Source organism: Ruegeria sp. AH12 (assembly GCF_056541465.1).
Map to the genome: position 1 here is coordinate 133,237 of NZ_JBQFYL010000001.1, position 21,287 is coordinate 154,523.

Here is a 21,287-nt window from a genome sequence, read left to right on the forward strand (position 1 = left end):
GGATAGTTTATGCGAAACGCCGCAATGATTTTGGGTGTCATCGCCGGTTTGATCGGGATGATTGTTGGGTTCTTTGGGTACGGGTATGTCGAGGCGATCAAGCATTTCGGCGATATTGAAGGCATTGCCGAGCAGGTCGATAACCCCGGTATGATCCAAACGGCCTCGATCCTTGCGCCTTTGCTGGCGATTGCAGGGGGCGCGATGGCCCATGCGCGTGCTCTGGTCGCGGGTGTCTTGCTGTTAGTATCGTCGGCCGGGATGTATTATGCGTTTGGGTTTGGTGTTTTCACCATGTTCCCGATTGCGTTTGCCGGTGTTGCCGGGGTGCTTGGGCTCGCCGCTGGAAAACCGGACGAACCCAAGGCGCATTTCTAGCTCATTTCAGCTTCAACAGGCGATCGAGCGACAGAGGGCCCGCGCCGTTGAGCACGATCACGAGAAACAGGAAGGTCCACAAAACTCGCTGGTCCAGAATGTCCGGGGCTGCGTTGAAAAGGCTGCCCAGTTTCACGCCATGGCCGGTCACATCGACCAGCGTCTGAACCCAGACAAAGCCAATCATGCCCAGGGCAGCCAAACGCGTGAACAGGCCGACCAGCAACAAGGCGGGCAGAACAAACTCGGCCACGGTGCCAAGGAAAACCACGACACGTTGGTACAAGGTCATCTGCGTGACGTCCCACAGAACGGCTTCGGCTGCTTTGGGGAATATCTGCCCGAACGCGCCACTGGACGGTGAAAAGATCGACCCATCGATCTTTAGCATGGCCGAATTCCAATAGTAGACCAGCAGCACAGCGATAAAAACTAGCCGCGCAAGCGTGGGTGTCAGCCAGCCGGACGCATGGTCCGCCTTGCCCAGAACGTTGTTGTGAATTGAGATCAGGGCAGTCATGTTTCCAGCCTTTCGATAGTCACAGAAGTTATGGCTCTGCCTTGCAACAGCAGTGCCAGCGTGGGTCCAAGATCAAAGTCCAGAGTGTCAGCGGCTGCTTTTTCGAACGCTTCGCCGATTTTGTTCCCTGATTGCATGTGGGCAATCCAATCCGCGCCGCCCTGCGGCAGCAGGTGAGGGGCCGGATCGTACTCTGGTCGGGTGATCAGCACATCCTCGGCCCCGGTTGAGGGCTTGGGCGCGTCAGCCTCAGTGTTGAAGCGCCAGATCGCATGAATAGGCCAATCCGACCGGATGACCTGCATCCAAGGTGCGAATTCCAACCGGGCGCGCATGATCTCTTCGGGTGAGACAGCCAGTGCATTCGCGGGCGCAGGTTGGCTGTCTGCGGCGTGGTAGGACTGACGCAAGGCCAATTCTAACTTGGCCACATCGGGCAGGTAGGCCAGATGAGACAGTTGTGGCATGTTGGCCAGAAAGTCGGGAAACGCCTCACCATAAAACATCATCAGTGGCGAGGTTGGAGGGTGCAGGCGCAGAAAGATCCCGGACAGCCCGTCCATATTCTGGGTGCCAAGCAGCTTGGTGATAACAGGAAATGCCTGATGCATCGCCTCGGTCAGCGATACAGCGACATTGTTACGATAGACGCTGAACCGACGACCCGCTGGTTGATCGTCTCCGTCCTTCAAACCCTGGGGAACTGGTGCTTTCGCATCCAGTAAGGCCGCGTGAAATTCGGTTTGCGAAACGCTCATGCAGGAACCCGCTCCAATGCGGATTGCGCGCGTTCAGCTTCCGCGCGCAGCACCGGCCAATCGGGGACATCTGTATCCCACTCAACCAAAACAGGTTTGGGTCCCGACCGTTCCAGCACATGGTCCAGCAGCGCCCAAACCGGGTCCACAACCTCGCGCCCATGGCTGTCGATCAGCAAGGGATGTCCATGGTCATCTTCGTCCTCATCATGCCCACCCAGGTGAATTTCGCCTACCTGATCCAGCGGGTAGGCATCGATGTAACCTTGGGGTGAGAAATCCAGATTGGTGGCCGAGACAAAGACGTTGTTCACATCCAGCAACAAGCCACAGCCTGTACGCTTGGCGATCTCGTGCAGGAAATCGGGTTCCGACCATGTGCTTTCTTCGAACGCCAGATAGCTGGAGGGATTCTCCAGCAGCATCTGACGACCGACTGTCTCTTGCACCTGATCGATATGGGCACAGACCCGCGCCAGTGTCGCATCCGTATAGGGCAGAGGCAGCAAGTCGTTGAAGAAATGGCTGTCATGGGTCGACCAGGCCAAATGCTCGGAGAAGCTGGCCGGGTTCAACCAGCCGACAAGATGTTTCAGCCGGGCCAGATGATCGGGGTCCAGCGGGCCTTCGCCACCGATGGACAAGCCAACGCCGTGAACGGAGATCGGAAATTGTTCTGCAAGATGGCGCAGTTGAGCCAATGGGCGACCGCCATCTCCCATGTAGTTTTCGGCATGAACTTCAAGCCATGCGACGGGTTGGGCGTGCTCCAGTATTTGCGAAAAATGCTGTGGTTTGTAACCAACACCTGGCGCTGCGGGCAGACGATTGGATCTGAGGGCATCATCCAGCATTTGCACGCTCCTTCTGATCGAAGAAAAGGGCGGGCGAAGGTGCCCGCCCCCTTAAAGTCGTTTGCTCGACGCTTATGCCGGCAGGTCGCGCTTCAGCTCTTCCAGCGAACCTTTGCGCGGTGTGCCGTCTGCCTCTGCAGGCAGTTCGATATCGCCGCAGGTGCCTGCGTCAACCAGGGTCCAGGCGTTGCCCTGATAGTCAACGGTTGAGGTGCCCGCGCATGTGGTGCCGGGGCCTGCTGCGCAGTCATTCTGACCGGCCAGCGAAACGCCATAGCATTTTTCTTTGGCTTGGGCTGTTGCGGTGGTTGCTGCACCCGATACGGCGGCTGCGACTGCGGTTGCGATAACCAGGGACTTTGCTGTGTTCGACATCTCGGAAATCCTCTTGATGACTGGGTATGTCTGCTTGTGACAATGACAAAGGTAAGGGCAAGTTGGCTATTGTTAAATTCACGAGCCCGTGTCTCACAAGCGCGTCAGGGCGCGGGGCGCACCCTTGTAAGGTAATCTACTGTTTTTGAAGGGAAAAGGATAGAGTGTTTCAATCCGACCCCTGTGCGGGGGTCGGATTGCCGGCGAGATGGTGCCGAATGTTACAGCAGGTCGGGTGGGGTTGCGGCCTGCGACAACTCATTTGTTACAGCCTCAAGCGGCTGAACCTGCGTTTGTTTTTCACCAAGACGTCGAACACTGACGGTGCGGTCCTCGACTTCGCGATGACCAACCGCCAGAATCACTGGCACCTTTCCGACCGAATGTTCGCGTACCTTGTAGTTGATCTTCTCGTTGCGGATATCCGCCTCGGCCCTGACACCAGCGGATTGAAGCTGTGCCACAACCTCGTTCACATACTCGTCTGCATTGGAGGTGATCGAGGCGACAACGACCTGTCGGGGGGCCAACCAGAACGGCAGCTTGCCTGCGTGTTCTTCGATCATGATGCCAACGAACCGTTCGAACGAACCGAGACAGGCGCGATGCAGCATATAAGGTCGCTGCTTGCTGCCATCCGCGGCGACATACGTTGCTCCCAACCGTTCGGGTAGGTTCGGATCGACTTGGAATGTGCCGCACTGCCAGACCCTGCCAATCGCGTCCGTCAGATAGAAATCGAGTTTGGGTCCGTAAAACGCACCATCGCCGGGTTCCAACGTAAAGTCACGGCCGGTCGCCTTGATCGCGGCTTCCAGCGCGCCTTCGACGTGATCCCAGCTTTCGTCGCTGCCGACGCGCTTTTCCGGGCGGGTGGCAAACTTGATCTCGAACTGTTCAAAGCCGAGGTCCTTGTAGACGCTGGCGAGGAAGTTGATGAACTTCGCACATTCCGCCTCGATCTGATCTTCGGTGCAGAAGATGTGGGCGTCATCTTGCGTGAACCCGCGCACCCGCATGATCCCGTGCAGCGCTCCCGAAGGTTCATAGCGTGAGCACGAGCCAAATTCAGCGAGGCGAAGCGGCAGGTCGCGATAGGATTTGAGGCCCTGATTGAACACCTGCACATGGCACGGGCAATTCATCGGTTTGAGCGCGTTGATCGCCTTTTCCTTGGCATGTTCCTCTTCGACTTCCACGATGAACATGTGTTCCTGATACTTTTCCCAATGGCCCGAGGCTTCCCACAGCTTGCGGTCCACAACCTGGGGCGTATTGATCTCGCGATAACCATCGGAGCGCTGTTTGCGGCGCATGTAGTCCTGCAGCTGAGTGTATATGGTCCAACCGTTGGGATGCCAGAATATCTGACCGGGGGCCTCTTCCTGCATGTGGAACAGGTCCATCTCGCGGCCCAGCTTGCGGTGGTCGCGCTTGGCTGCCTCCTCTAGCATATGCAGGTGAGCCTTCAGCTTTTCCTTGCCGGTGAAGGCCACGCCATAGATACGCTGCAACATTGCACGGTCGCTGTCGCCGCGCCAGTAAGCGCCCGCGATGGACATCAGCTTGAACGCATCGCCCGGCACCTGACCGGTATGCTGCAGGTGTGGGCCGCGGCACAGGTCCTGCCAGTCGCCATGCCAATACATGCGCAGCGGCTCGTCACCCGGAATGGCGTCGATAAGCTCGACCTTATAAGGCTCGTTGTTCTCGGTGTAGAAATCAATCGCGCGCTGACGGTCCCAGACCTCTGTGGTCACGGGGTCGCGCTTGTTAACGATTTCCTTCATCTTTTTCTCGATCAGGCCCAGGTCTTCTGGCGTGAAAGGCTCAGCGCGGTCGAAGTCGTAGTACCAGCCGTTGTCAATCACCGGGCCGATGGTGACCTTGGTGTCGGGCCAGATTTCCTGCACTGCGCGCGCCATGATATGGGCCAGATCATGACGGATCAGCTCATTGGCTTGTGCCTCATCCTTCATGGTGTGGATGGCGATCTGCGCGTCGGTTTCGATGGGCCATTGCAGGTCCCAGTGCTGACCATCGACGGTGGCCGAGATCGCTTTCTTGGCCAAAGAAGTCGAGATATCGGCAGCCACCTGTGCGGGCGTGACACCTGCGTCATAGGATCGTGCATTGCCATCAGGGAAGATAAGTGAGACGGATTTTGAATCCAGGGCCATGGTCTGGCTCTCCTCGTCGGTTTGGCGCCCACTGAACGCCCGGTTGCGGGTTATGGTGTTTTGGCTATTTGCTACTGGCGCGGCGTGAAGTCAACCGCTTTGAATGCAAATGCGAAAAGCACCACGCAACCAAAGGATTGCGTGGCACGGTTTCAGGATGTTCAGACGGCAGCAAAAACCGCGTAGCCCATGATCAAGCAGCACACCCATCCAGCTGTGAACAGAATGGGCCGCAAAGGCATGCGCGCAATACCCGTGATCATGCCGATGGCGTGTAGGACGCGCACCCAGAAAAACACAATAGCAGCCCAATAGGTCAGCACCGTAAAGCCGTCCAGTGTGTTAACGATCAGAACCAAAACGGCAAACGGCATACCCTGTTCGAGCAGATTCAACTGCGCGCGATGTGCCCTTTGCACCCAAGGGCGCAGGTTTGGGATCTGTGCAGGTCGGGCAAAGGCTTCCTCGCCCGAGGGGTCGGTCGAAACGCCAACCACGTATGGAATCCACATGGAAACAGCGAGCAGCATCAGGCATGTCAGTACGCCCAGTTCAGTTGGAAACTCAGCCATTATGCGCTCTCCTTCAGAGCGTCACCGGTCTCCAGCCAGCTCTTGAGTGAGGCTGCCAGGCGCGCCCAACCTTCGGCAAAGCCTTCCTGACCAGCGGCAAGGTCATAGTGTTCGATGGTCAACTTGCAGACATCACCTTGTGGTTCGATCAGATAAACCATTGTCGATTGCGGGGCGTCGGGGCCCATGAACAGAGGCTCGAACCCCATCTCGATCCGGGTTTTTGGGTCCAGCTTTTGCGTCATCTGCCGCAGCATCTCATTGCCGTCAGGGGTAATGAAATGCACTGTTGCACCAGGTGAGACCTCTCCGCGTACTTCGTTGCACAGGAAGTGGTAGGCTGCCATCTGATCGGGTTTGGTTAATGCATCCCACAGCGCGTCCTGAGTGCAGCGGATAAAGGTCTGCATCATAAAATCTGGTTTTCCCATACGAGTCTCCGTTTCCAATTTGAGTTTCAGCGCACTGACCGCGCTGGCTTGAGGTTGAAGAAAAGGGGCGACCCAACGGTCCAGCATGTCCTGCAGGGGCAGGGGGTTCAGATAGTGATACTTGAACCGTCCATGTTTGCGGGTCAGGACCAGCCCGGCATCTTCCAGTAGTTTCAGATGCTTCATGACGCCAAAGCGGGTCATGTCGAAATGTGCCTCTAACTGCGACAGAGATTGACCATCTTCCTGTCGCAGCAGGTCCAGAATCTCTCGGCGAGCGGGGTCGTTCAGAGCTTTGAATAGCATGTCCATATTTGTCTTATATGTGATTCTATAGTCACGTGACAATATGGTAACATAAAAAATCTGAAATCAGGTTTAAACTCCCAGCCCGCGCGGGCTAGGGTGTCACAAATCGAAATATGAAGGGCGGCAAGATGAGCGCTTTTTTGACAACCGATCAGGGGCGACGGATCGCTTATGATCTGAGCGAAGGCCAAGGCCCGACCATCGTGTTTTTGTCAGGTCTAAAATCAGACAAAGAAGGCACAAAAGCCGTTCATCTAGAGGCTTGGGCCAAAGCGCGCGGGCAAGCATTCTTACGGTTTGACTATTCGGGTCATGGCGAAAGTTCCGGTGCGTTTGCCGAAGGCAGCATCGGCGATTGGCACGAAGATACAGTTGCCGCAGTGTCCGCGCTGACGCAGGGGCCTTTGATCATCGTGGGTTCTTCCATGGGGGGCTGGCAGGCCTTGTTGCTCGCCAAAACGCTCGCAGGTCGTATCGTGGGGATGGTCACAATCGCCGCCGCTCCGGATTTTACGGAAGATGGGTATTGGGCGTCATTTACAGATGCGCAGAAGGCAGCGTTGGAAACAGTTGGCCAGGTTGAGTTGCCGTCGGACTATATGGAGCCATACATCATCACAAAGCGCCTGATTGACGACGGGCGTCAGAATCTTGTGCTGAGAGAAGCACTGGATCTGCCTTTCCCAACACGTTTTCTGCAGGGCACTGCGGATACCGCTGTATCGACTGAAACGGCGGTGCGCTTGCTGGATCATGCCTCAGGGCCTGATATGCGACTGCTGTTGGTGAAAGATGCCGACCACAGATTCTCCGATGACATGTGCCTGTCATTGATCGAGCGTGCAATTCTGGACGTGATGGGAGAAGGCTGATGCGGAAGTTTGGATTGTACCTGGGGCGGTTTCTGCTGGCGCTGATCGTAGTTGGTGCTCTGGTCTATTGGTTCGGTCCGCGTGAAGAGGTCGATCTTCATCCGCGCTTCGACAACGCCAGATTCGGAGAAGGGGTGCAGGTTTACTTTGAAAGCATCGAATCCGCCTTTGATGACATCGTGCCCGGTGTTGAAAAGCGTGTGATCTGGAAGGACGGTTACGAAGAACAACGCACGCCTTATTCGGTTCTGTATGTGCATGGCTTTTCGGCCAGTTCCGAAGAAATCAGACCAGTCCCCGACAGGGTCGCGGATGCGTTGGGTGCCAATCTGGTTTATACCCGTCTGCAAGGTCACGGGCGCAATGGTGCCGCGATGGGTGAGGCAACAGCCTCGGGCTGGATGCAGGATCTGGCCGAAGGGTTGGCCGCCGCACGGGCCGTGGGTGACAAAGTTGTGGTCATGTCTACCTCAACCGGTGGAACACTGGTCGCAGCAGCCGCGCTTGACCCAGACCTCAGCACAGACGTGGTTGGAATGGTCTTCGTCTCGCCAAACTTTGGCGTGAATACACCGGTCGCCTTTATTCCTGGCCTGCCATGGGCCCGGTCCTGGTTGCCTCTGCTGATGGGAGAGGAACGGGACGTATCCGGCCCGGACCCCGAGAAAAACAAATACTGGTCCTCGGTTTACCCTTGGGTCGCTGTCGTGCCCATGACAGTACTAGTAGACACGATCTATGCGCTGGATTTCGAAGGTGCGCAGGTACCGGCCTTGTTCTGGTTTTCAGATGACGATCAAGTCGTCCGCCCGGATCGGACACACAAAGTGGCGCAGAGCTGGGGGGCTGATGCAACGGTGCAGCTGGTCACAATGGGTGAGGGGGATGATCCGATGTCTCATGTGGTCGCCGGGCGATTGATGTCGGCGGGGCAGACTGACGCGGCAGTTTCTGGTATTTTGGACTGGTTGAAAACCCAGGGCGTGGAGTGATGGAACAGCGCGTCAGCCTAATCACTGTCGGGGTCGAAGACCCTGAAGCTGCGGCAACATTTTATGAGGCGATGGGCTGGAAACGTGTTGACAGCCCGGACGGTGTGATCGTCTTTGATCTGATCAGTCAAACGCTTGGTCTATACCCTTTGTCCGCATTGGCCGATGAGATCGGCGTCGCCAAAGACAGTTTGAACCGCGGCGCGATCACGCTGAGCTATAATTGCCGACAGAAAGAAGACGTGGCGCAGGTTCTGCGCGATGCCGAGGCGGCAGGCGCTACGGTCCTGAAACCCGCATCGGATGTATTTTGGGGTGGGCATCACGGCTATTTCCGCACTCCGGACGGAACGATCTGGGAGGTTGCTTTCAACCCCTTTTCCACGCTTCGCTCGGACGGGGCCTTTCGCTGGGCAGGATACTGAGGATGCGCAAACCGGGTAGCATGTGGAGCCTTGAAACGCTTGGCCGCGTGCGCCTGTCCCGGCACTTTTTCATGCGGGATTTTCTATATTCCGAGATCGGGAATTTCCACCAACACCAGAACATCCCCGAAAACCCTGATCTTGCGATCGAGACTGGCCGGGCCTTTTGCCAGACTTTGCTGGACCCGCTTGAAGAGACATTCGGGCGTGTTGCCGTCCGCTCGGGCTATCGTTCGCCGTCGTTGAACCAGTTCGGTAACGAAAACCGGCTGAATTGCGCGCGCAATGATAACCCTTTGGAATGTCACATCTGGGATCGAGGCGTTGGAGACGCGCGCATCGCGGGGGCGTCGATTGTGATTCCGTGGTTCGCGGATCAATATGAGCAAGGCCGGGATTGGCGCGATCTTGCCTGGTGGATGCATGATCACCTAGAGTATTCCGAAATCTGGTTCTTTCCCAAGCTCTGCGCCTTCAATCTAGTTTGGCGGCCCGAGCCGGTACGCCGGATCGACAGCTACATCGCACCGCGGGGGTGTTTGTTACGCCCCGGGGCCGAGCCGGGCGAAAGCCAAACGGCCAGACAGGCCCGATACGCCGATTTCCCGGCTTATCGCGGTATCCGCTACCCGTAAGTTTCTGCTTGCCGGGGCCGGATAAAACTCTCATCCTGAGAAGAAAAAGAAGGGGTTCGGAAACCCGAACTGATGGAGGCCCCGCGTGATCGAGCCGCTGGTATTTCTACCCGGTTTTATGTGTGACGCCCGATTGTTTCATCCTCAGATCGACGCGCTGTCGCGTGATCGGGCTGTGATGTTTGCACCGATTTCATCAGGCGAAAGGATCGAAGAGATCGCATCTGGCCTGCTCGATCAGCTGCCGCATCGATTTGCCCTGGCGGGGCTAGGTCTGGGCGGTGTTGTCGCGCTTGAGATCGTAAGGCGCGCGGCGGATCGGGTGTCACGCCTCTGCCTGATTTCGACCGATGCGCAGTCCGACACGCCACAGATGGCCGCCGCACGCGAAGAGTTGATCATTGGTGCGCAAGCCGGGCGGTTGGAAGAAGTGATGCGCAAGGTGATCGGGTCGGATGCGCTGGCCCCCGGGCCGCAACGTATCCCGATTTTGCATCAACTCTTTGCCATGGCTATCGATCTGGGCCCCGATGTATTTGTGCGTCAAATGCGGGCCTTGCAACGACGACCGGATCAGCAGAGCATCCTTTGCCGGGTCAAAGTTCCGGGTCTGATCCTTGGCGGAACACATGATACACTTATCCCGGCGCGTAAGCATGAGTTTATGGCCGAGATGATCCCCGAAGCTCAATTGCAGATGATTGAACGTGCCGGTCACCTACCGACGTTGGAAAACCCGGATATGCTGAATGCAGCCCTGCAGGGCTGGCTGAACTTCAACCCAAGACCCAGCTACGGGTAAAGAGCGTCGCGTTCGGATTTGTCGACCAGTTTGGGGCTGACCACCGGCTCACCGGTTGCGGCGTCAAAGAATGGTGTTTGCTTCCACTTTCCGGACAGGCGCGATTTGGCAACACGTTTGAGCATTGCAACAATTGCCGCGCGAATGCCTTCGTGCTTGTGTTTGCCACCCGATGTGGGGATGTAGGCCCGTGTTGTGATGGGGCCCAGGGCCGTAGTGTCGCTGAAACGGGCTGCAATGAACCCGACAAATGGGAATTTCGGCGTGTTCGACGTTGCCGCCAGCGGTGCGTTGCAGCATGTCGCATACCACCGCAGCATACCATTGGGGCTCAGCCTTATCGCGGCCAGATTTTCACTGCCTGTCTCAAAGGTGAGCTCGTCAGGGGCAATCTGAAACACCTCAACAGGGCCGGGCGCTGGGTCGGGTTGTTTGAAATACAACTGTCCTGCGCGGCAATCGGCGCAAAAGCACATGGCATGCGAACCATGTTTAAGACCCTGAGGCTTGATACGCCCTGTTACCTGACCGCAGGTGCAAGAGAACGCGAGACCGGATTGATCGCTCTCGCCCATCGTCTTAGGCCACTTTGTTTCGGTTCGCCGCCCGGCGTAGCGGCTTGCGGCTGTTTTCGTTCATGAAATCAATCACAAGCGGGCGAATATTGTCGCGCCAGCTGCGGCCGGCGAAAATGCCGTAATGGCCCGCATTCGGCTCAACATGGCTGGCCTTTTTGCTGTCCGACAGGCCAGTGCACAGATCAAGCGCGGCAATGCATTGGCCCGGGGCCGAGATATCATCATTCGCGCCTTCGACGGTTTTGACCGCGACATCGGTGATCTTACTAATGTCGACTTTGTGGCCTGCTACAACGAATTCGTTGCGCGCAATTTCACGCCCTTTGAAGATACGTTCCACTGTGGATAGGTAGAACTCGGCGGTCATATCCATGACGGCCAGATACTCATCGTAGAACCGATTATGAGCATCATGATCTGACGCCTCATCCCGGATCACGCGCTGGATCTGGTCTGAAAACGCCTTAGAGTGCCGCTCGGCATTCATCGACATGAAAGAAGCCAGCTGCAGCAGGCCGGGATAGACCATGCGGCCTACACCTTTGTATTTGAAACCAACCCGTTGGATCATGGTTTCTTCCAACTGGCCCATTGTCACGCGGCGACCGAAATCTGTGACATCAGTCGGTGTCGCATCTGGGTCAACCGGACCGCCGATCAGTGTCAGGGTGCTGGGCTGCGCCTTAGGTTCGACCTCGGCCAGATAGGCGGTTGCGGCCAAGGTCAGAGGAGCGGGCTGACAAACAGCAACAACATGGGTGTCTGGTCCCAGCTCTTTCATGAAATCGACAAGATATAGCGTGTAATCCTCGACATCGAACTTGCCTGCAGACACAGGAATGTCGCGCGCGTTATGCCAGTCAGTGATATAAACTTCGCAATTTACAAGCAGGCTTTTGACGGTCGAGCGCAGCAACGTCGCGTAGTGCCCGGACATCGGAGCCACAAGCAAAACCTTGCGCGGTTGCATTTCTCGTCCATTTACCTTGAAATGGATGAGATCGCCAAAAGGACGTTCCAGAACTGTGGTAACATCAACAAGATGATCTTTGCCGTCTTCGCAGGTAAACGTACGAATGCCCCAGTCGGGTTTGACAACCATGCGCTGGAAGGTGCGCTCGGTCACCTCGCCCCAGGCGGCCATCCAGCTGAAGGCCGGGTTTGGAACCATCGAAAACAACGGGTAGGACGCCATCGCGCTGGCAGTCGAACCAAGCCATTGGTTCGTGTTGCGCATGGTCTCCATCAAGTCGTAGGTCATCATGTAGCGCATGGAAGCGGCCTCCAGAGTCTAAGGCTGTTCGGTTCGGACCATTCGCCGCTTTGTCCCCCGACACCCACGACGTTATTCTGCATAGCAGCGAGGTTAGGGGGGAATTGTTAAAATGACAACAAGCGAAGACCAAATGCCCGAAGCGACTGAAGAACATATTGAACGACTTAAAGAAAATATGGAAAAGGTCGAAACTCTATCCAAGCGGCTTGTTGAAGTTATGGCGTCGAAAAAGCCACATACCTCTGCGCTGGACGGTCCGAATCAAGAGCTTTTCGCACGAGCAGCAACTGTCTATTTCGCCGAGGCCTGGCAAAACCCCGCCAAGCTGCTGGAGCAGCAGATTGAGTATTGGGGCAAATCGGTTCTGAACTTTGCCGAAGCGCAGCAAGCGTTGACCACCGGTGAGGTGGATGACGAACATGACGCGCCCGCCGACAAACGTTTTTCCAATCCGATGTGGGACACCAACCCCTATTTCCGCCTCATCCGCCAGCAGTACCAGACCAACGCACAGGCCATCACTCAGGCGGTGGCTTCGGTTGATGATCTGGACGCCAAGGACAAGCGGCGCCTCAGCTATTTCTCGCAACAGATCATCGACATGATGGCGCCGACCAATTTTCTGGCGACAAACCCGGATGCCTTGCAAAAGGCGGTGGAAACCGAGGGCCAGTCGCTCATCGACGGGTTGGAAAACCTGGTGTCAGACCTCGAAGCAAACGATGGCGAGCTGGTGGTCAAGCTGGCCGATGAAAACGCGTTTGAGGTTGGCGGCAATCTGGCGACTACTCCAGGTGACGTGATCTATCGCAATCGCATGATGGAGCTGATCCAATACAAGCCTGCAACCGAAACGGTGCATGAAACACCGATTGTGTTGTTCCCACCCTGGATCAACAAGTTTTATATTCTTGACCTGAAGGCCCAGAACAGCCTGATCAAATGGATCACGGAACAGGGTTATACCCTGTTTGTTGTCAGCTGGGTCAACCCGAATCCAAGCTACGCCGAAACTGGGATGGAGGATTACATTCAGGACGGTTTCCTGGCTGCCATCGAGGTCGCAAAGCAGATCTGCAAGGTCAAGCAGGTCAACGCGATTGGCTACTGCATTGCGGGCACGACGCTCAGCCTGACATTGGCCTTGATGAAACAACGGGGCGATAAGTCGATAAAATCGGCAACGCTTTTCACCGCGCTGACGGATTTCTCGGAACAGGGAGAGTTCACACCGTTTCTGCAAAATGACTTCATCGACGGGATCGAAGAAGAGGTAACAAAAGAGGGCGTGCTGCGATCGTGGATCATGGGGCGCACGATGTCATTCCTGCGCTCGCGTGATCTGGTCTATGGTCCGGCCATCCGTAGCTATATGATGGGTGAGGTACCTCCGGCCTTCGATTTGCTGTTTTGGAATGGCGATGGTGCGAACTTGCCAGCGAAGATGGCGGTCGATTATCTGCGCGGCCTGTGCCAACGCAACGAATTTGCCTCGGACGGGATCGAACTTTTGGGTCACAAGCTGACGCTGGCCGATGTGGATGTCCCTTTGATGGCCATCACCTGCGAAACTGATCATATCGCCGCCTGGAAAGACTGCTATCGCGGTGTGCAAAAGATGGGGTCGCGTTCAAAGACCTTTGTTGTCTCGGAATCCGGCCATATAGCAGGGATCGTGAACCCGCCCAGCAAGAAGAAGTATGGCCATTACACAAACCCCGATCTGAAATCAGATGCAGACACCTGGCTGAAAGAGGCGGATTTCAACGAAGGATCTTGGTGGCCCATATGGGAGGCTTGGCTGAAGAAGCGGTCGGGCAAACAGGTGCCAGCTCGGGAGACAGGCGATTCGACCCATCCAAGCCTTGCACCGGCTCCCGGGACCTATGTAGTCGCCAATCCAAACATCTGATTTCATTTTGAAACTACAGTTTTTCTGCATTGCAGCAAGAAAAAACTTGCAATGCTGCAATGCAGAAACCATATTGTCATCAAGCTGACGAAAGCCGGGGTGGGCCCGGCTCAGCAAAAGGATTAGAACGATGGCAAAGACTCAAGACTTTTCCGCGATCATGAAAGACATGATGGGCGCGTTCCCTGTGGACACCACCGCGCTGGAAGGCGCATTCAAATCGACCGCTTCACTGAACGAAAAGCTGTCGGGCGTTGCTCTGGAAGCGGCTGAAAAATCGGCTGAGATCTCGAACAAATGGACCAAGGACACCCTGGCCAAGATGACCGAGATGTCGAAAGCCAAGGCAGAGCCTGCTGACTACGCCAAAGCGGCAACCGATTTCGCAAGCGCGTCGGCTGAAGTTGCAGCTGAAAACCTGGCCGCTTTCGCTGAAATCGCGAAAAAAGTTCAGACCGAAACCGTTGAGCTGCTGATGGCTGCTGGCAAAGATGCTGCTGAAGAAGCAACCGCAGCTGTCAAGAAAGCAACCAACGACGTGACGACTGCCGCCAAGAAAGCCGCAGCCGCCAAGTAAGAGCTTCGCGATACGCGCACCTTATTCCTCCCAAAAGGTGCATTCGCGTTGGGCAGGTCCATTGACCTGCCCTTTCTTTTTGTGCTGCACTCGCATAACCTGTGCTGCAACGCATCATCCTTGGGGAGGGTACTAGGTGTCGGACAACGAAAAACCGCTGCTGATAAAGCGCTACGCCAGCCGCAGGCTGTATAACACCGAGACCAGCGACTACGTGACGCTAGAGGACATAGCAGGTTTTATCCGGGACGGGCGCGAAGTTCAGATCATCGACCTGAAAACCGGTGACGACCTGACGCGGCAGTATCTTCTGCAAATCATTGCCGAACACGAAAGCCGGGGGGAGAATGTTCTGCCGGTGAATGTGCTGAATGACCTGGTGCGCAGTTATATGGTGCCGGGCGGGGGCATGATGCCTCAGTTCCTGCAAAGCTCGTTCGAGATGTTGCGCGAAAGTCAAAGCAAAATGATGGAAAACATGAACGCGATGAACCCGATGTCGCAGATGCCGGGGTTCGACGCATTGCAGGCGCAGCAACAGGCGTTTTTGAAGGCCATGACAGGTGGCTTATCCGGCGGCTGGTCCGGGCCGGATCAAGAAGAGAAAAAGCCCGAAGCAAACGAAGATCTGGACGATATCAAAAAGCAGCTGGCCGAGTTGCAGAACAAGCTGTCCAAACTGAACTGATCTTGGACCATGGAAAAGTTGGCCCGCTTTGCGCGGGCCTTTTTCATGTCAGGTTCCATATACCGGAACCGGACCTGTAACTTCACCAACTGAAGCCAGCAGGATATCGGCGATCACGTCCAATTCATCACGCGTCAGGCGTACGGGCAGGCGCACATCGCAAGCTTTCATTAACATGTCGCGTGTCTGCGGCAGGTCGAACTTTTCGGGCAGGAACTGCCAGTTCCAGAAGGCACGGGCGTTGTCTTCGCTCAGGCCAAAGACCTGAACCTTGACACCACGTGCCTCAGACGCAGCCGCGAAGGCCCGGATTTCAGCCTCATCCATGCCGACCAGATTGAACTGGATCGAATCCGGCGCACGGCGTTCCGGCGACAGTGGGGCAGGGACGTCGATATAGGGTGAGTTGTTCAGACGTTGCGCCACATAGTCATGGTTCGCCAAACCATCCTGGACCCGGCGCGCCAGCTCAGGGATTTGCGGGCGGATCACGGCGGCGCTCAGGTTGCTCATCCGCAGATTATAAAGCGGCAGTTGGTTCTGCCAGCGGGCAAAGGCCTGCTCAAGCTCAGGTGAGTTGTCGCCGCGTGGGGTTTTGTGCTTTTTCCAGTTGTGTTCATAGGCGCCCGACATGATCACAGCGCGTGCGACCAGATCAGCGTCATCTGTGATCAAAATACCGCCTTCGCCGGCGTTTATCATTTTGTAGGACTGGAACGAAAAGCACCCGATCTTACCAATGGTGCCAATGTTCCGGCCATGCCAGGTGGTACCCAGCGAATGCGCCGCGTCTTCGATCACCGGTATGTCGCGCGCATCACAAAGTTCCATGATCGCGTCCATATCCGAGGTGTGGCCGCGCATATGGCTGATGATAACCGCTTGTGCATCGTTCAGTTTGGCCGCGAAATCATCCATATCGATACGGTAGTTCTCGCCCACCTCACACAGAACCGGAATACAGTCTGCATGCACGACCGAGGATGGAACAGCGGCAAAGGTAAAGCCCGGGATCAGCACCCGCGCATCCCGCGGCAGGTCCAGCGCCTTCAACGACAGGAACAACGCAGCCGAGCAAGAGGAGACTGCAAGCGCGTATTTGGTACCCAGCAGGGCCGCGAACTCAGCCTCCAACAGGGCAACTGGCGCGTCTTGCGGCGCGGTGTACCGAAACAGATCACCCGACTGCATCAGGGCGTCGATGGCGTCTCGTGCGGCGGCGGGGATGGGTTCGGCGTCATGGACGTTGGGGGGCAGCGTCATATTTGGAATTCCCGAATTCTAACTTTCGTTTATTTAAATCAAGCAGGCGGGTCGTGCCAAGCCCCCAATCGATGGATCGGCAAAATTTCACCAAACTGTCGCAATCAAAAACGGGTGTCAGAGGCCCAGGCGATCCCGCATCGCAAACCAGGTCATCGCCAGTACCAGTAGCGGGCTACGCAGGGCCGGACCGCCCGGAAAGGGCAGGGCTGGAACGCGGGACATGGTATCAAACCCTTCGGCCTGCCCTTGAACGGCCAAGGCCATAAGCTGCCCCGCATGCGTTGCGGTGCCAACGCCGTGGCCGGAATATCCCGATGCCGAAAGAATGTTGGGGGCAAGTCGCGCAAGATATGGCATTCGGCGCATTGTAATCGCCAAAGTGCCACCCCAGGCATAGTCGATCTTCACATCTTTCAAATGCGGGAAAATCTCAACCATCGGCTTGCGCACTTTGGCGGCGATATCGGATGGGAAGCGATAGCCATAGCTTTCACCGCCGCCAAACAAAAGTCGCCGATCTGCGCTCAGGCGGAAGTAGTTCACCACGAATTTCGTATCCGCTACGGCGACATTACGGGTCAAAACGCGGGCGGCGTCATCGCCAAGCGGTTCTGTCGCTGCAATGAAGTTGTTGATCGGCATGACCCGCGATGCGACCTGCCGGTTCAGCGCGCCAAGATAGCCGTTGCAGGCCAAAATAAGATGCTCGGCGCGTACCGTCCCGTTTTCGGTGCGCACGACCACTGAATCGCCCTCTTGGATCCCCAGAACCTCAGTTCCTTCGTGAATGCGCGCACCTGCATTATGCGCTGCCTGTGCCAGCCCAAGCGCATAGTTCAGCGGATGCAAATGCGCGGCGCCCTTGTCCAGATATCCACCTTTGTAAGTAGGAGAAGGGCACAGCGCATGTCCCGCGGCCTCATCCAGAAGCTCCAGCTGATCGTAGCCATAGTTGTTCGACAGATGCTCGGCATGGGCGTGCAGTTCTTTCTGGTCCGGGACCGACAACCCAAGGTCAGCCACACCGGGTTTCAAATCGCAATCGATCTGGTGCTTGGCGATCAGGGATTTGACCAAATCCTTCGCGTCTTCGGCCAGATCCCACAGCTTGCTGGCATCATCCTGCCCGACCAACCGTTCCAGACTTTCCTGATCCATGCGCTGGGCGCTGCCCAACTGCCCGCCATTGCGACCCGAAGCCCCGAACCCGACGCGGTGCGCTTCGAGCAGCACGACATCCAGCCCGGCCTCGGCTAAGTGCAGCGCGGCTGACAAGCCAGTATAGCCGCCGCCGACGATACAGACGTCTGCGCGGGTTTCGCCTTCGAACGCAGGGAACGGCGCTATGGTGTTGGCCGTCGCGGTATACCAGCTTGCCGGGTATTCAGCCTTGCGGTCGTTGGAATACAGAAGGTTCATAGCGACCGGCTCCGCTGGTTCAGACGTTCAGCAACAGATGCTCACGCTCCCAAGGAGAGATCACCTGCAGGAATTCCTCGTATTCAGCCCGTTTCACGATGCCATAGACGCGGGCGAATTCGGGGCCGAGAACCTTGTGCAGTTCCGTGGCCTCATCAAACAGATCCAGCGCATTGCCCATGACCTGAGGGATATCGCCATCGCCTTCATACGCATCGCCATAGAACTGACGGCGGGGGCGTTCCTGCTGTGTCAGGCCCAGATAGCCGCAGGCCAGCGACAGCGCGATGCCCAGATAGGGGTTGCAATCCATGCCTGCGATGCGGTTTTCAACCCGCCGTGCTTCGGGGCCGGACAGGGGCACGCGGATTCCCGTGGTGCGATTGTCACGTGCCCATTCCAGATTGATCGGCGCGGCATGGTCTTTGACATAGCGCCGATAGGAATTCACGTAAGGCGCCATCACGGCCAGACCTGCGGGCAAATGGTTCTGCAGTCCCGCGATATAGTGATAAAACGCATCCGTCTCGCCGCCTTGCGGACCCGAGAAGATGTTTTGCCCTGTCTCCATCTCAATGATCGAATGGTGGATATGCATGGCCGAACCGGGCTCATCCTCGATCGGTTTGGCCATGAACGTGGCAAAACAATTGTGTCGCAGCGCTGCCTCGCGGATCAGGCGTTTGAAATAGAACACCTCATCCGCCAGTTTGACCGGATCACCATGGCGCAGGTTGATCTCGAGCTGACCGGCGCCACCTTCCTGGGTGATACCGTCAATCTCGAACCCCTGATGTTCGGCAAAGTCGTAAATGTCATCAATCACCGGGCCGAATTCATCGACGGCGGTCATTGAATAGGCCTGACGTGCTGCTGCCGGGCGGCCTGAGCGGCCCATCATCGGCTTGATCCCCTGCGCCGGGTCCACGTTTGGGGCAACCAGAAAGAACTCCATCTCGGGGGCAACAACGGGTTTCCACCCTTTGTCATGGTAGAGCTGTACGACACGTTTCAACACGTTGCGGGGGCTGAACGGGATCGGCTCGCCATCCCGGTCATAGGCGTCGTGGATCACCTGCAATGTCCAATCCCCGGTCCAAGGCGCAGCAGACGCAGTCGAGAAGTCAGGTTTCAGGATCATGTCCCGTTCGATGAACCCGTCTTCACCCGCAGCTTCTCCCCAATCCCCGGTGATTGTCTGATAAAAGATACTGTCGGGCAGGTGGAAATAGGATTGCCGCGCAAACTTCGACGCGGGAACCGCCTTGCCGCGCGCGATGCCGGGCAAATCGGAAATGATGCATTCAACCTCGTCCAGCCGATGCCCTTCGATGTAAGCTTGTGCTGCCTGAGGCAGTGCATCTGTCCAATCGGCCATCAGGCCCTCGCTTTCTTTAGGAAATTTGCCATAAGACGCGCGATCTGATCGTTGTGATCTGGTGCCGATTGCCGGTTCGCAGCGGCCTGCATCAGATCATCGGGTACCACACCCTTGCCGCGCGTGCGCATTAGTCCGGTTACAAAGTCGTTGGAGAACTCGGGATGTGCCTGAACGGTCCATATCTGATCGCCATATTGCAGCATTGCATTCTGGCAGAAGTCACTGTGGCCAGTCACCTGGGCACCATCGGGTAGAGCAACCACCTGATCCTGATGCCAGGCGTTTAACCAGACCTTTTCTCCGTCAAAGTCATATTCGGTTCGTCCCACGGACCACCCGCCTTCGAATTTCTCGACCTTGCCGCCGAGGGCTTGTGCGATGATCTGATGACCAAAACAAACGCCGACCATGGGTTTGCCGCTTTGGTGGATTTGGCGGATCAACTCTTCAAGCCGAGGGATCCACGGCAGGTCCTCATAGGCGCCATATTTGGACCCTGTGATCAACCACCCGTCGGCCTCATCCGCGCTGTCCGGAAATATCTCGTCCACAACGGCGAAGGTTTCGAACTCCAGCCCATAGCCTTTCAGGAGGGCGGGAAATAACGAGTCGTAGTCTCCGAATTCGTCTTTAAGCACGTCGGGGGTGTGGCCGGTTTGTAGAATACCGATTTTCATAAGTCACCGAATTTGATCAAATTCAGAAATACCCTAGTCACGAACGCCGGGCAAGGGGGGTCAGACAGCTTCGAGATAACTCAGCCAATGTTGGTCTTCAGGACGATCTGCAAAGCGCGCGATCTCTTGCCGTTTTGTCAGTGCCATGTTGCGTATCAACTCAAGTGGGAACAGGCGGGTCATGATTGGGTCGGCCTCGAATTGGTCAATGGCTCCGGACCAACTGCTCGCAAGCTGCGGCAGCCCGTCCACCTCATAGGCATTCCCGGTGATCGGGGCGGGCGGCTTCATATCATCTTCGATCCCGATCAGCGCAGCACCCAGTACGGCGGTCAGCATCAGGTAAGGGTTGATATCACCGCCGGCAACACGATGTTCGATACGCCGGGCGGCCGGCGCGCCCCCCGGTATACGGATTGCCGCTGTTCTGTTTTCATAGGCCCAGCTTGCGCCAGTGGGTGCATGTGCACCGGGCACCAGTCGTGCATAGGAATTGCCGTGTGGTGCGAAAATCAGGCTACTGGCTGGCATGGCCGCCAGACAGCCCGCAACGGCAGATCGCAACAGGTCGGTGCCTTCGGGGCTACCATCATCAAAAACGTTTCGCCCATCGGCATCGATGACCGAGAAATGCACATGCATCCCGTTTCCCGCATCATTAGCATAAGGTTTCGCCATGAATGTCGCGGCAAACCCGTGTTTGCGGGCCAAGCCGCGCGTCAACGTCTTGAAAAGCCATGTATCATCTGCACAGCGCATCGCATCCTGATGGTTCAGGTTGATCTCGAACTGGCCGATGCCGCTTTCGGATATGGCGGTTTGAGCCGGAATGCCCATCGTGGCGCAACCATCATAGAGTTCGGTGAAGAACGCCTCGAACGCATCCATTTCTGCGACCGACAACACCGCTTCATCCGTCAGGCGACGGCCGGTTATTGGGTTCAGCGGTGGTTGAGGTTGAGGGCCGGAAGCGTCCAGCAGGGTGAACTCTAGTTCAGTCGCGGCAACCACCGACCAACCGCGCTGGGCGTAACGGGACAGTGTGGCCGACAGGGCATGCCGTGGGTCGCCCGCGAACGGAGTACCGGCATCGTCGTAAAGGCACATCGGAACCAATGCTGTTTCCGCGCCCAGCCATGGGATCGGGACAGGTCCCCGTTCCGTTGGCAGCAAAACGCCATCTGCATCGCCGCTTTCAAACACCAAGGGGCTGCCTTCGATATCCGCGCCCCACAGGTCCACATTCAGGGCCGAGAACGGCATCCGCACCGCACCCTTCGACAGCTTGTCCGCATAACTTGGTGGAACCCGTTTGCCGCGCATCTGACCGTTCAGATCGCAGGCCGCGACGCGAAAATTATGCAAAATACTCAGGTCCATTTTTAAGGTTCCGTTCTTCCGATTGACTGA

Annotated in this window: 23 protein-coding genes; 9 read left to right on the forward strand and 14 right to left on the reverse strand. The window is 56.7% G+C overall.

Annotation, left to right across the window (positions count from 1 at the left end; translation table 11 throughout):
* Positions 1 to 9: 9 nt before the first annotated feature.
* Positions 10 to 378, forward strand: coding sequence for a hypothetical protein (locus ACR0EL_RS00725; protein ID WP_480497360.1), 369 nt, complete (start codon positions 10 to 12; stop codon positions 376 to 378).
* A gap of 1 nt (position 379) precedes the next feature.
* Here ACR0EL_RS00725 and ACR0EL_RS00730 read toward each other — a convergent pair whose 3' ends face one another.
* From ACR0EL_RS00730 to ACR0EL_RS00760, 7 genes are all read right to left on the reverse strand, one after another.
* Positions 380 to 898 carry a DoxX family protein gene (locus ACR0EL_RS00730; RefSeq protein ID WP_353006255.1) on the reverse strand — a complete coding sequence of 173 codons (519 nt, stop codon included), beginning with the start codon at positions 896 to 898 and terminating at the stop codon, positions 380 to 382.
* A complete protein-coding gene (locus ACR0EL_RS00735) occupies positions 895 to 1,656 on the reverse strand; it encodes an HvfC/BufC family peptide modification chaperone (RefSeq protein ID WP_480497362.1) in 762 nt (253 codons plus the stop codon). The genes ACR0EL_RS00730 and ACR0EL_RS00735 overlap by 4 nt, the downstream gene beginning before the upstream one ends.
* The gene (gene bufB, locus ACR0EL_RS00740; RefSeq protein WP_480497364.1) at positions 1,653 to 2,510 is read right to left on the reverse strand and encodes an MNIO family bufferin maturase; all 858 of its coding nucleotides are present in this window, start codon (positions 2,508 to 2,510) and stop codon (positions 1,653 to 1,655) included. The genes ACR0EL_RS00735 and bufB overlap by 4 nt, the downstream gene beginning before the upstream one ends.
* 72 nt (positions 2,511 to 2,582) lie before the next feature.
* Complete coding sequence (locus ACR0EL_RS00745) at positions 2,583 to 2,885, reverse strand: BufA1 family periplasmic bufferin-type metallophore (RefSeq protein ID WP_170530749.1); 303 nt, start codon at positions 2,883 to 2,885, stop codon at positions 2,583 to 2,585.
* 221 nt (positions 2,886 to 3,106) lie between these two features.
* Positions 3,107 to 5,065, reverse strand: a complete 1,959-nt coding sequence (gene thrS / locus ACR0EL_RS00750) for a threonine--tRNA ligase (RefSeq protein WP_480497367.1) — start codon at positions 5,063 to 5,065, stop codon at positions 3,107 to 3,109.
* Positions 5,066 to 5,226: 161 nt separating this feature from the next.
* On the reverse strand, positions 5,227 to 5,637 hold the full coding sequence (locus tag ACR0EL_RS00755; RefSeq protein WP_480497369.1) for an MAPEG family protein: 411 nt from the start codon (positions 5,635 to 5,637) through the stop codon (positions 5,227 to 5,229).
* The gene (locus ACR0EL_RS00760; RefSeq protein ID WP_480497371.1) at positions 5,637 to 6,380 is read right to left on the reverse strand and encodes an ArsR/SmtB family transcription factor; all 744 of its coding nucleotides are present in this window, start codon (positions 6,378 to 6,380) and stop codon (positions 5,637 to 5,639) included. Before ACR0EL_RS00760 ends, ACR0EL_RS00755 begins: the two co-directional genes overlap by 1 nt.
* Positions 6,381 to 6,505: 125 nt before the next feature.
* Between ACR0EL_RS00760 and ACR0EL_RS00765 the strand changes: the two genes are divergently transcribed.
* The 5 genes from ACR0EL_RS00765 (at position 6,506) to ACR0EL_RS00785 (ending at position 10,103) form a co-directional block, all read left to right on the forward strand.
* Positions 6,506 to 7,249: an alpha/beta hydrolase gene (locus tag ACR0EL_RS00765; protein WP_480497373.1), complete on the forward strand. Its 744-nt coding sequence runs from the start codon at positions 6,506 to 6,508 to the stop codon at positions 7,247 to 7,249.
* Positions 7,249 to 8,241 carry an alpha/beta hydrolase gene (locus tag ACR0EL_RS00770; protein WP_480497375.1) on the forward strand — a complete coding sequence of 331 codons (993 nt, stop codon included), beginning with the start codon at positions 7,249 to 7,251 and terminating at the stop codon, positions 8,239 to 8,241. The genes ACR0EL_RS00765 and ACR0EL_RS00770 overlap by 1 nt, the downstream gene beginning before the upstream one ends.
* A complete protein-coding gene (locus ACR0EL_RS00775) occupies positions 8,241 to 8,666 on the forward strand; it encodes a VOC family protein (protein WP_480497377.1) in 426 nt (141 codons plus the stop codon). The genes ACR0EL_RS00770 and ACR0EL_RS00775 overlap by 1 nt, the downstream gene beginning before the upstream one ends.
* 20 nt (positions 8,667 to 8,686) lie before the next feature.
* A complete protein-coding gene (locus ACR0EL_RS00780; RefSeq protein WP_480498393.1) occupies positions 8,687 to 9,301 on the forward strand; it encodes a hypothetical protein in 615 nt (204 codons plus the stop codon).
* A gap of 85 nt (positions 9,302 to 9,386) precedes the next feature.
* On the forward strand, positions 9,387 to 10,103 hold the full coding sequence (locus ACR0EL_RS00785; RefSeq protein WP_480497379.1) for an alpha/beta fold hydrolase: 717 nt from the start codon (positions 9,387 to 9,389) through the stop codon (positions 10,101 to 10,103).
* Here ACR0EL_RS00785 and ACR0EL_RS00790 read toward each other — a convergent pair.
* Positions 10,094 to 10,678, reverse strand: coding sequence for a DUF6151 family protein (locus tag ACR0EL_RS00790; RefSeq protein ID WP_480497381.1), 585 nt, complete (start codon positions 10,676 to 10,678; stop codon positions 10,094 to 10,096). The genes ACR0EL_RS00785 and ACR0EL_RS00790 overlap by 10 nt on opposite strands.
* Before the next feature lie 4 nt (positions 10,679 to 10,682).
* Entirely contained in the window at positions 10,683 to 11,954 is a 1,272-nt protein-coding gene (gene phaZ / locus ACR0EL_RS00795; RefSeq protein ID WP_480497383.1) for a polyhydroxyalkanoate depolymerase, read from the reverse strand.
* Positions 11,955 to 12,066: 112 nt separating this feature from the next.
* Here phaZ and ACR0EL_RS00800 point away from each other — a divergent pair, with 112 nt between their 5' ends.
* The 3 genes from ACR0EL_RS00800 to phaR all read left to right on the forward strand — a co-directional run bounded on the left by ACR0EL_RS00800 (position 12,067) and on the right by phaR (position 15,134).
* On the forward strand, positions 12,067 to 13,869 hold the full coding sequence (locus ACR0EL_RS00800; protein ID WP_480497385.1) for a PHA/PHB synthase family protein: 1,803 nt from the start codon (positions 12,067 to 12,069) through the stop codon (positions 13,867 to 13,869).
* 130 nt (positions 13,870 to 13,999) lie between these two features.
* Positions 14,000 to 14,446, forward strand: coding sequence for a phasin family protein (locus ACR0EL_RS00805; protein ID WP_170530732.1), 447 nt, complete (start codon positions 14,000 to 14,002; stop codon positions 14,444 to 14,446).
* A 136-nt stretch (positions 14,447 to 14,582) separates the two neighbouring features.
* Complete coding sequence (phaR, locus tag ACR0EL_RS00810) at positions 14,583 to 15,134, forward strand: polyhydroxyalkanoate synthesis repressor PhaR (RefSeq protein ID WP_480497387.1); 552 nt, start codon at positions 14,583 to 14,585, stop codon at positions 15,132 to 15,134.
* A 48-nt stretch (positions 15,135 to 15,182) separates the two neighbouring features.
* On the opposite strand, the gene ACR0EL_RS00815 is transcribed toward phaR, so the two are convergent.
* The 5 genes from ACR0EL_RS00815 to ACR0EL_RS00835 form a co-directional block, all read right to left on the reverse strand.
* On the reverse strand, positions 15,183 to 16,397 hold the full coding sequence (locus ACR0EL_RS00815) for a DegT/DnrJ/EryC1/StrS family aminotransferase (RefSeq protein WP_480497389.1): 1,215 nt from the start codon (positions 16,395 to 16,397) through the stop codon (positions 15,183 to 15,185).
* A gap of 117 nt (positions 16,398 to 16,514) precedes the next feature.
* Positions 16,515 to 17,819, reverse strand: a complete 1,305-nt coding sequence (locus tag ACR0EL_RS00820) for an NAD(P)/FAD-dependent oxidoreductase (protein ID WP_480497391.1) — start codon at positions 17,817 to 17,819, stop codon at positions 16,515 to 16,517.
* A 19-nt stretch (positions 17,820 to 17,838) separates the two neighbouring features.
* Positions 17,839 to 19,197, reverse strand: coding sequence for a glutamine synthetase family protein (locus ACR0EL_RS00825; RefSeq protein ID WP_480497394.1), 1,359 nt, complete (start codon positions 19,195 to 19,197; stop codon positions 17,839 to 17,841).
* Positions 19,197 to 19,877 (reverse strand): type 1 glutamine amidotransferase, encoded by a 681-nt coding sequence (locus ACR0EL_RS00830; protein WP_480497396.1) that lies wholly within the window; start codon positions 19,875 to 19,877, stop codon positions 19,197 to 19,199. The genes ACR0EL_RS00825 and ACR0EL_RS00830 overlap by 1 nt, the downstream gene beginning before the upstream one ends.
* 60 nt (positions 19,878 to 19,937) lie before the next feature.
* Positions 19,938 to 21,257, reverse strand: a complete 1,320-nt coding sequence (locus tag ACR0EL_RS00835; protein WP_480497398.1) for a glutamine synthetase family protein — start codon at positions 21,255 to 21,257, stop codon at positions 19,938 to 19,940.
* Positions 21,258 to 21,287: the final 30 nt, after the last annotated feature.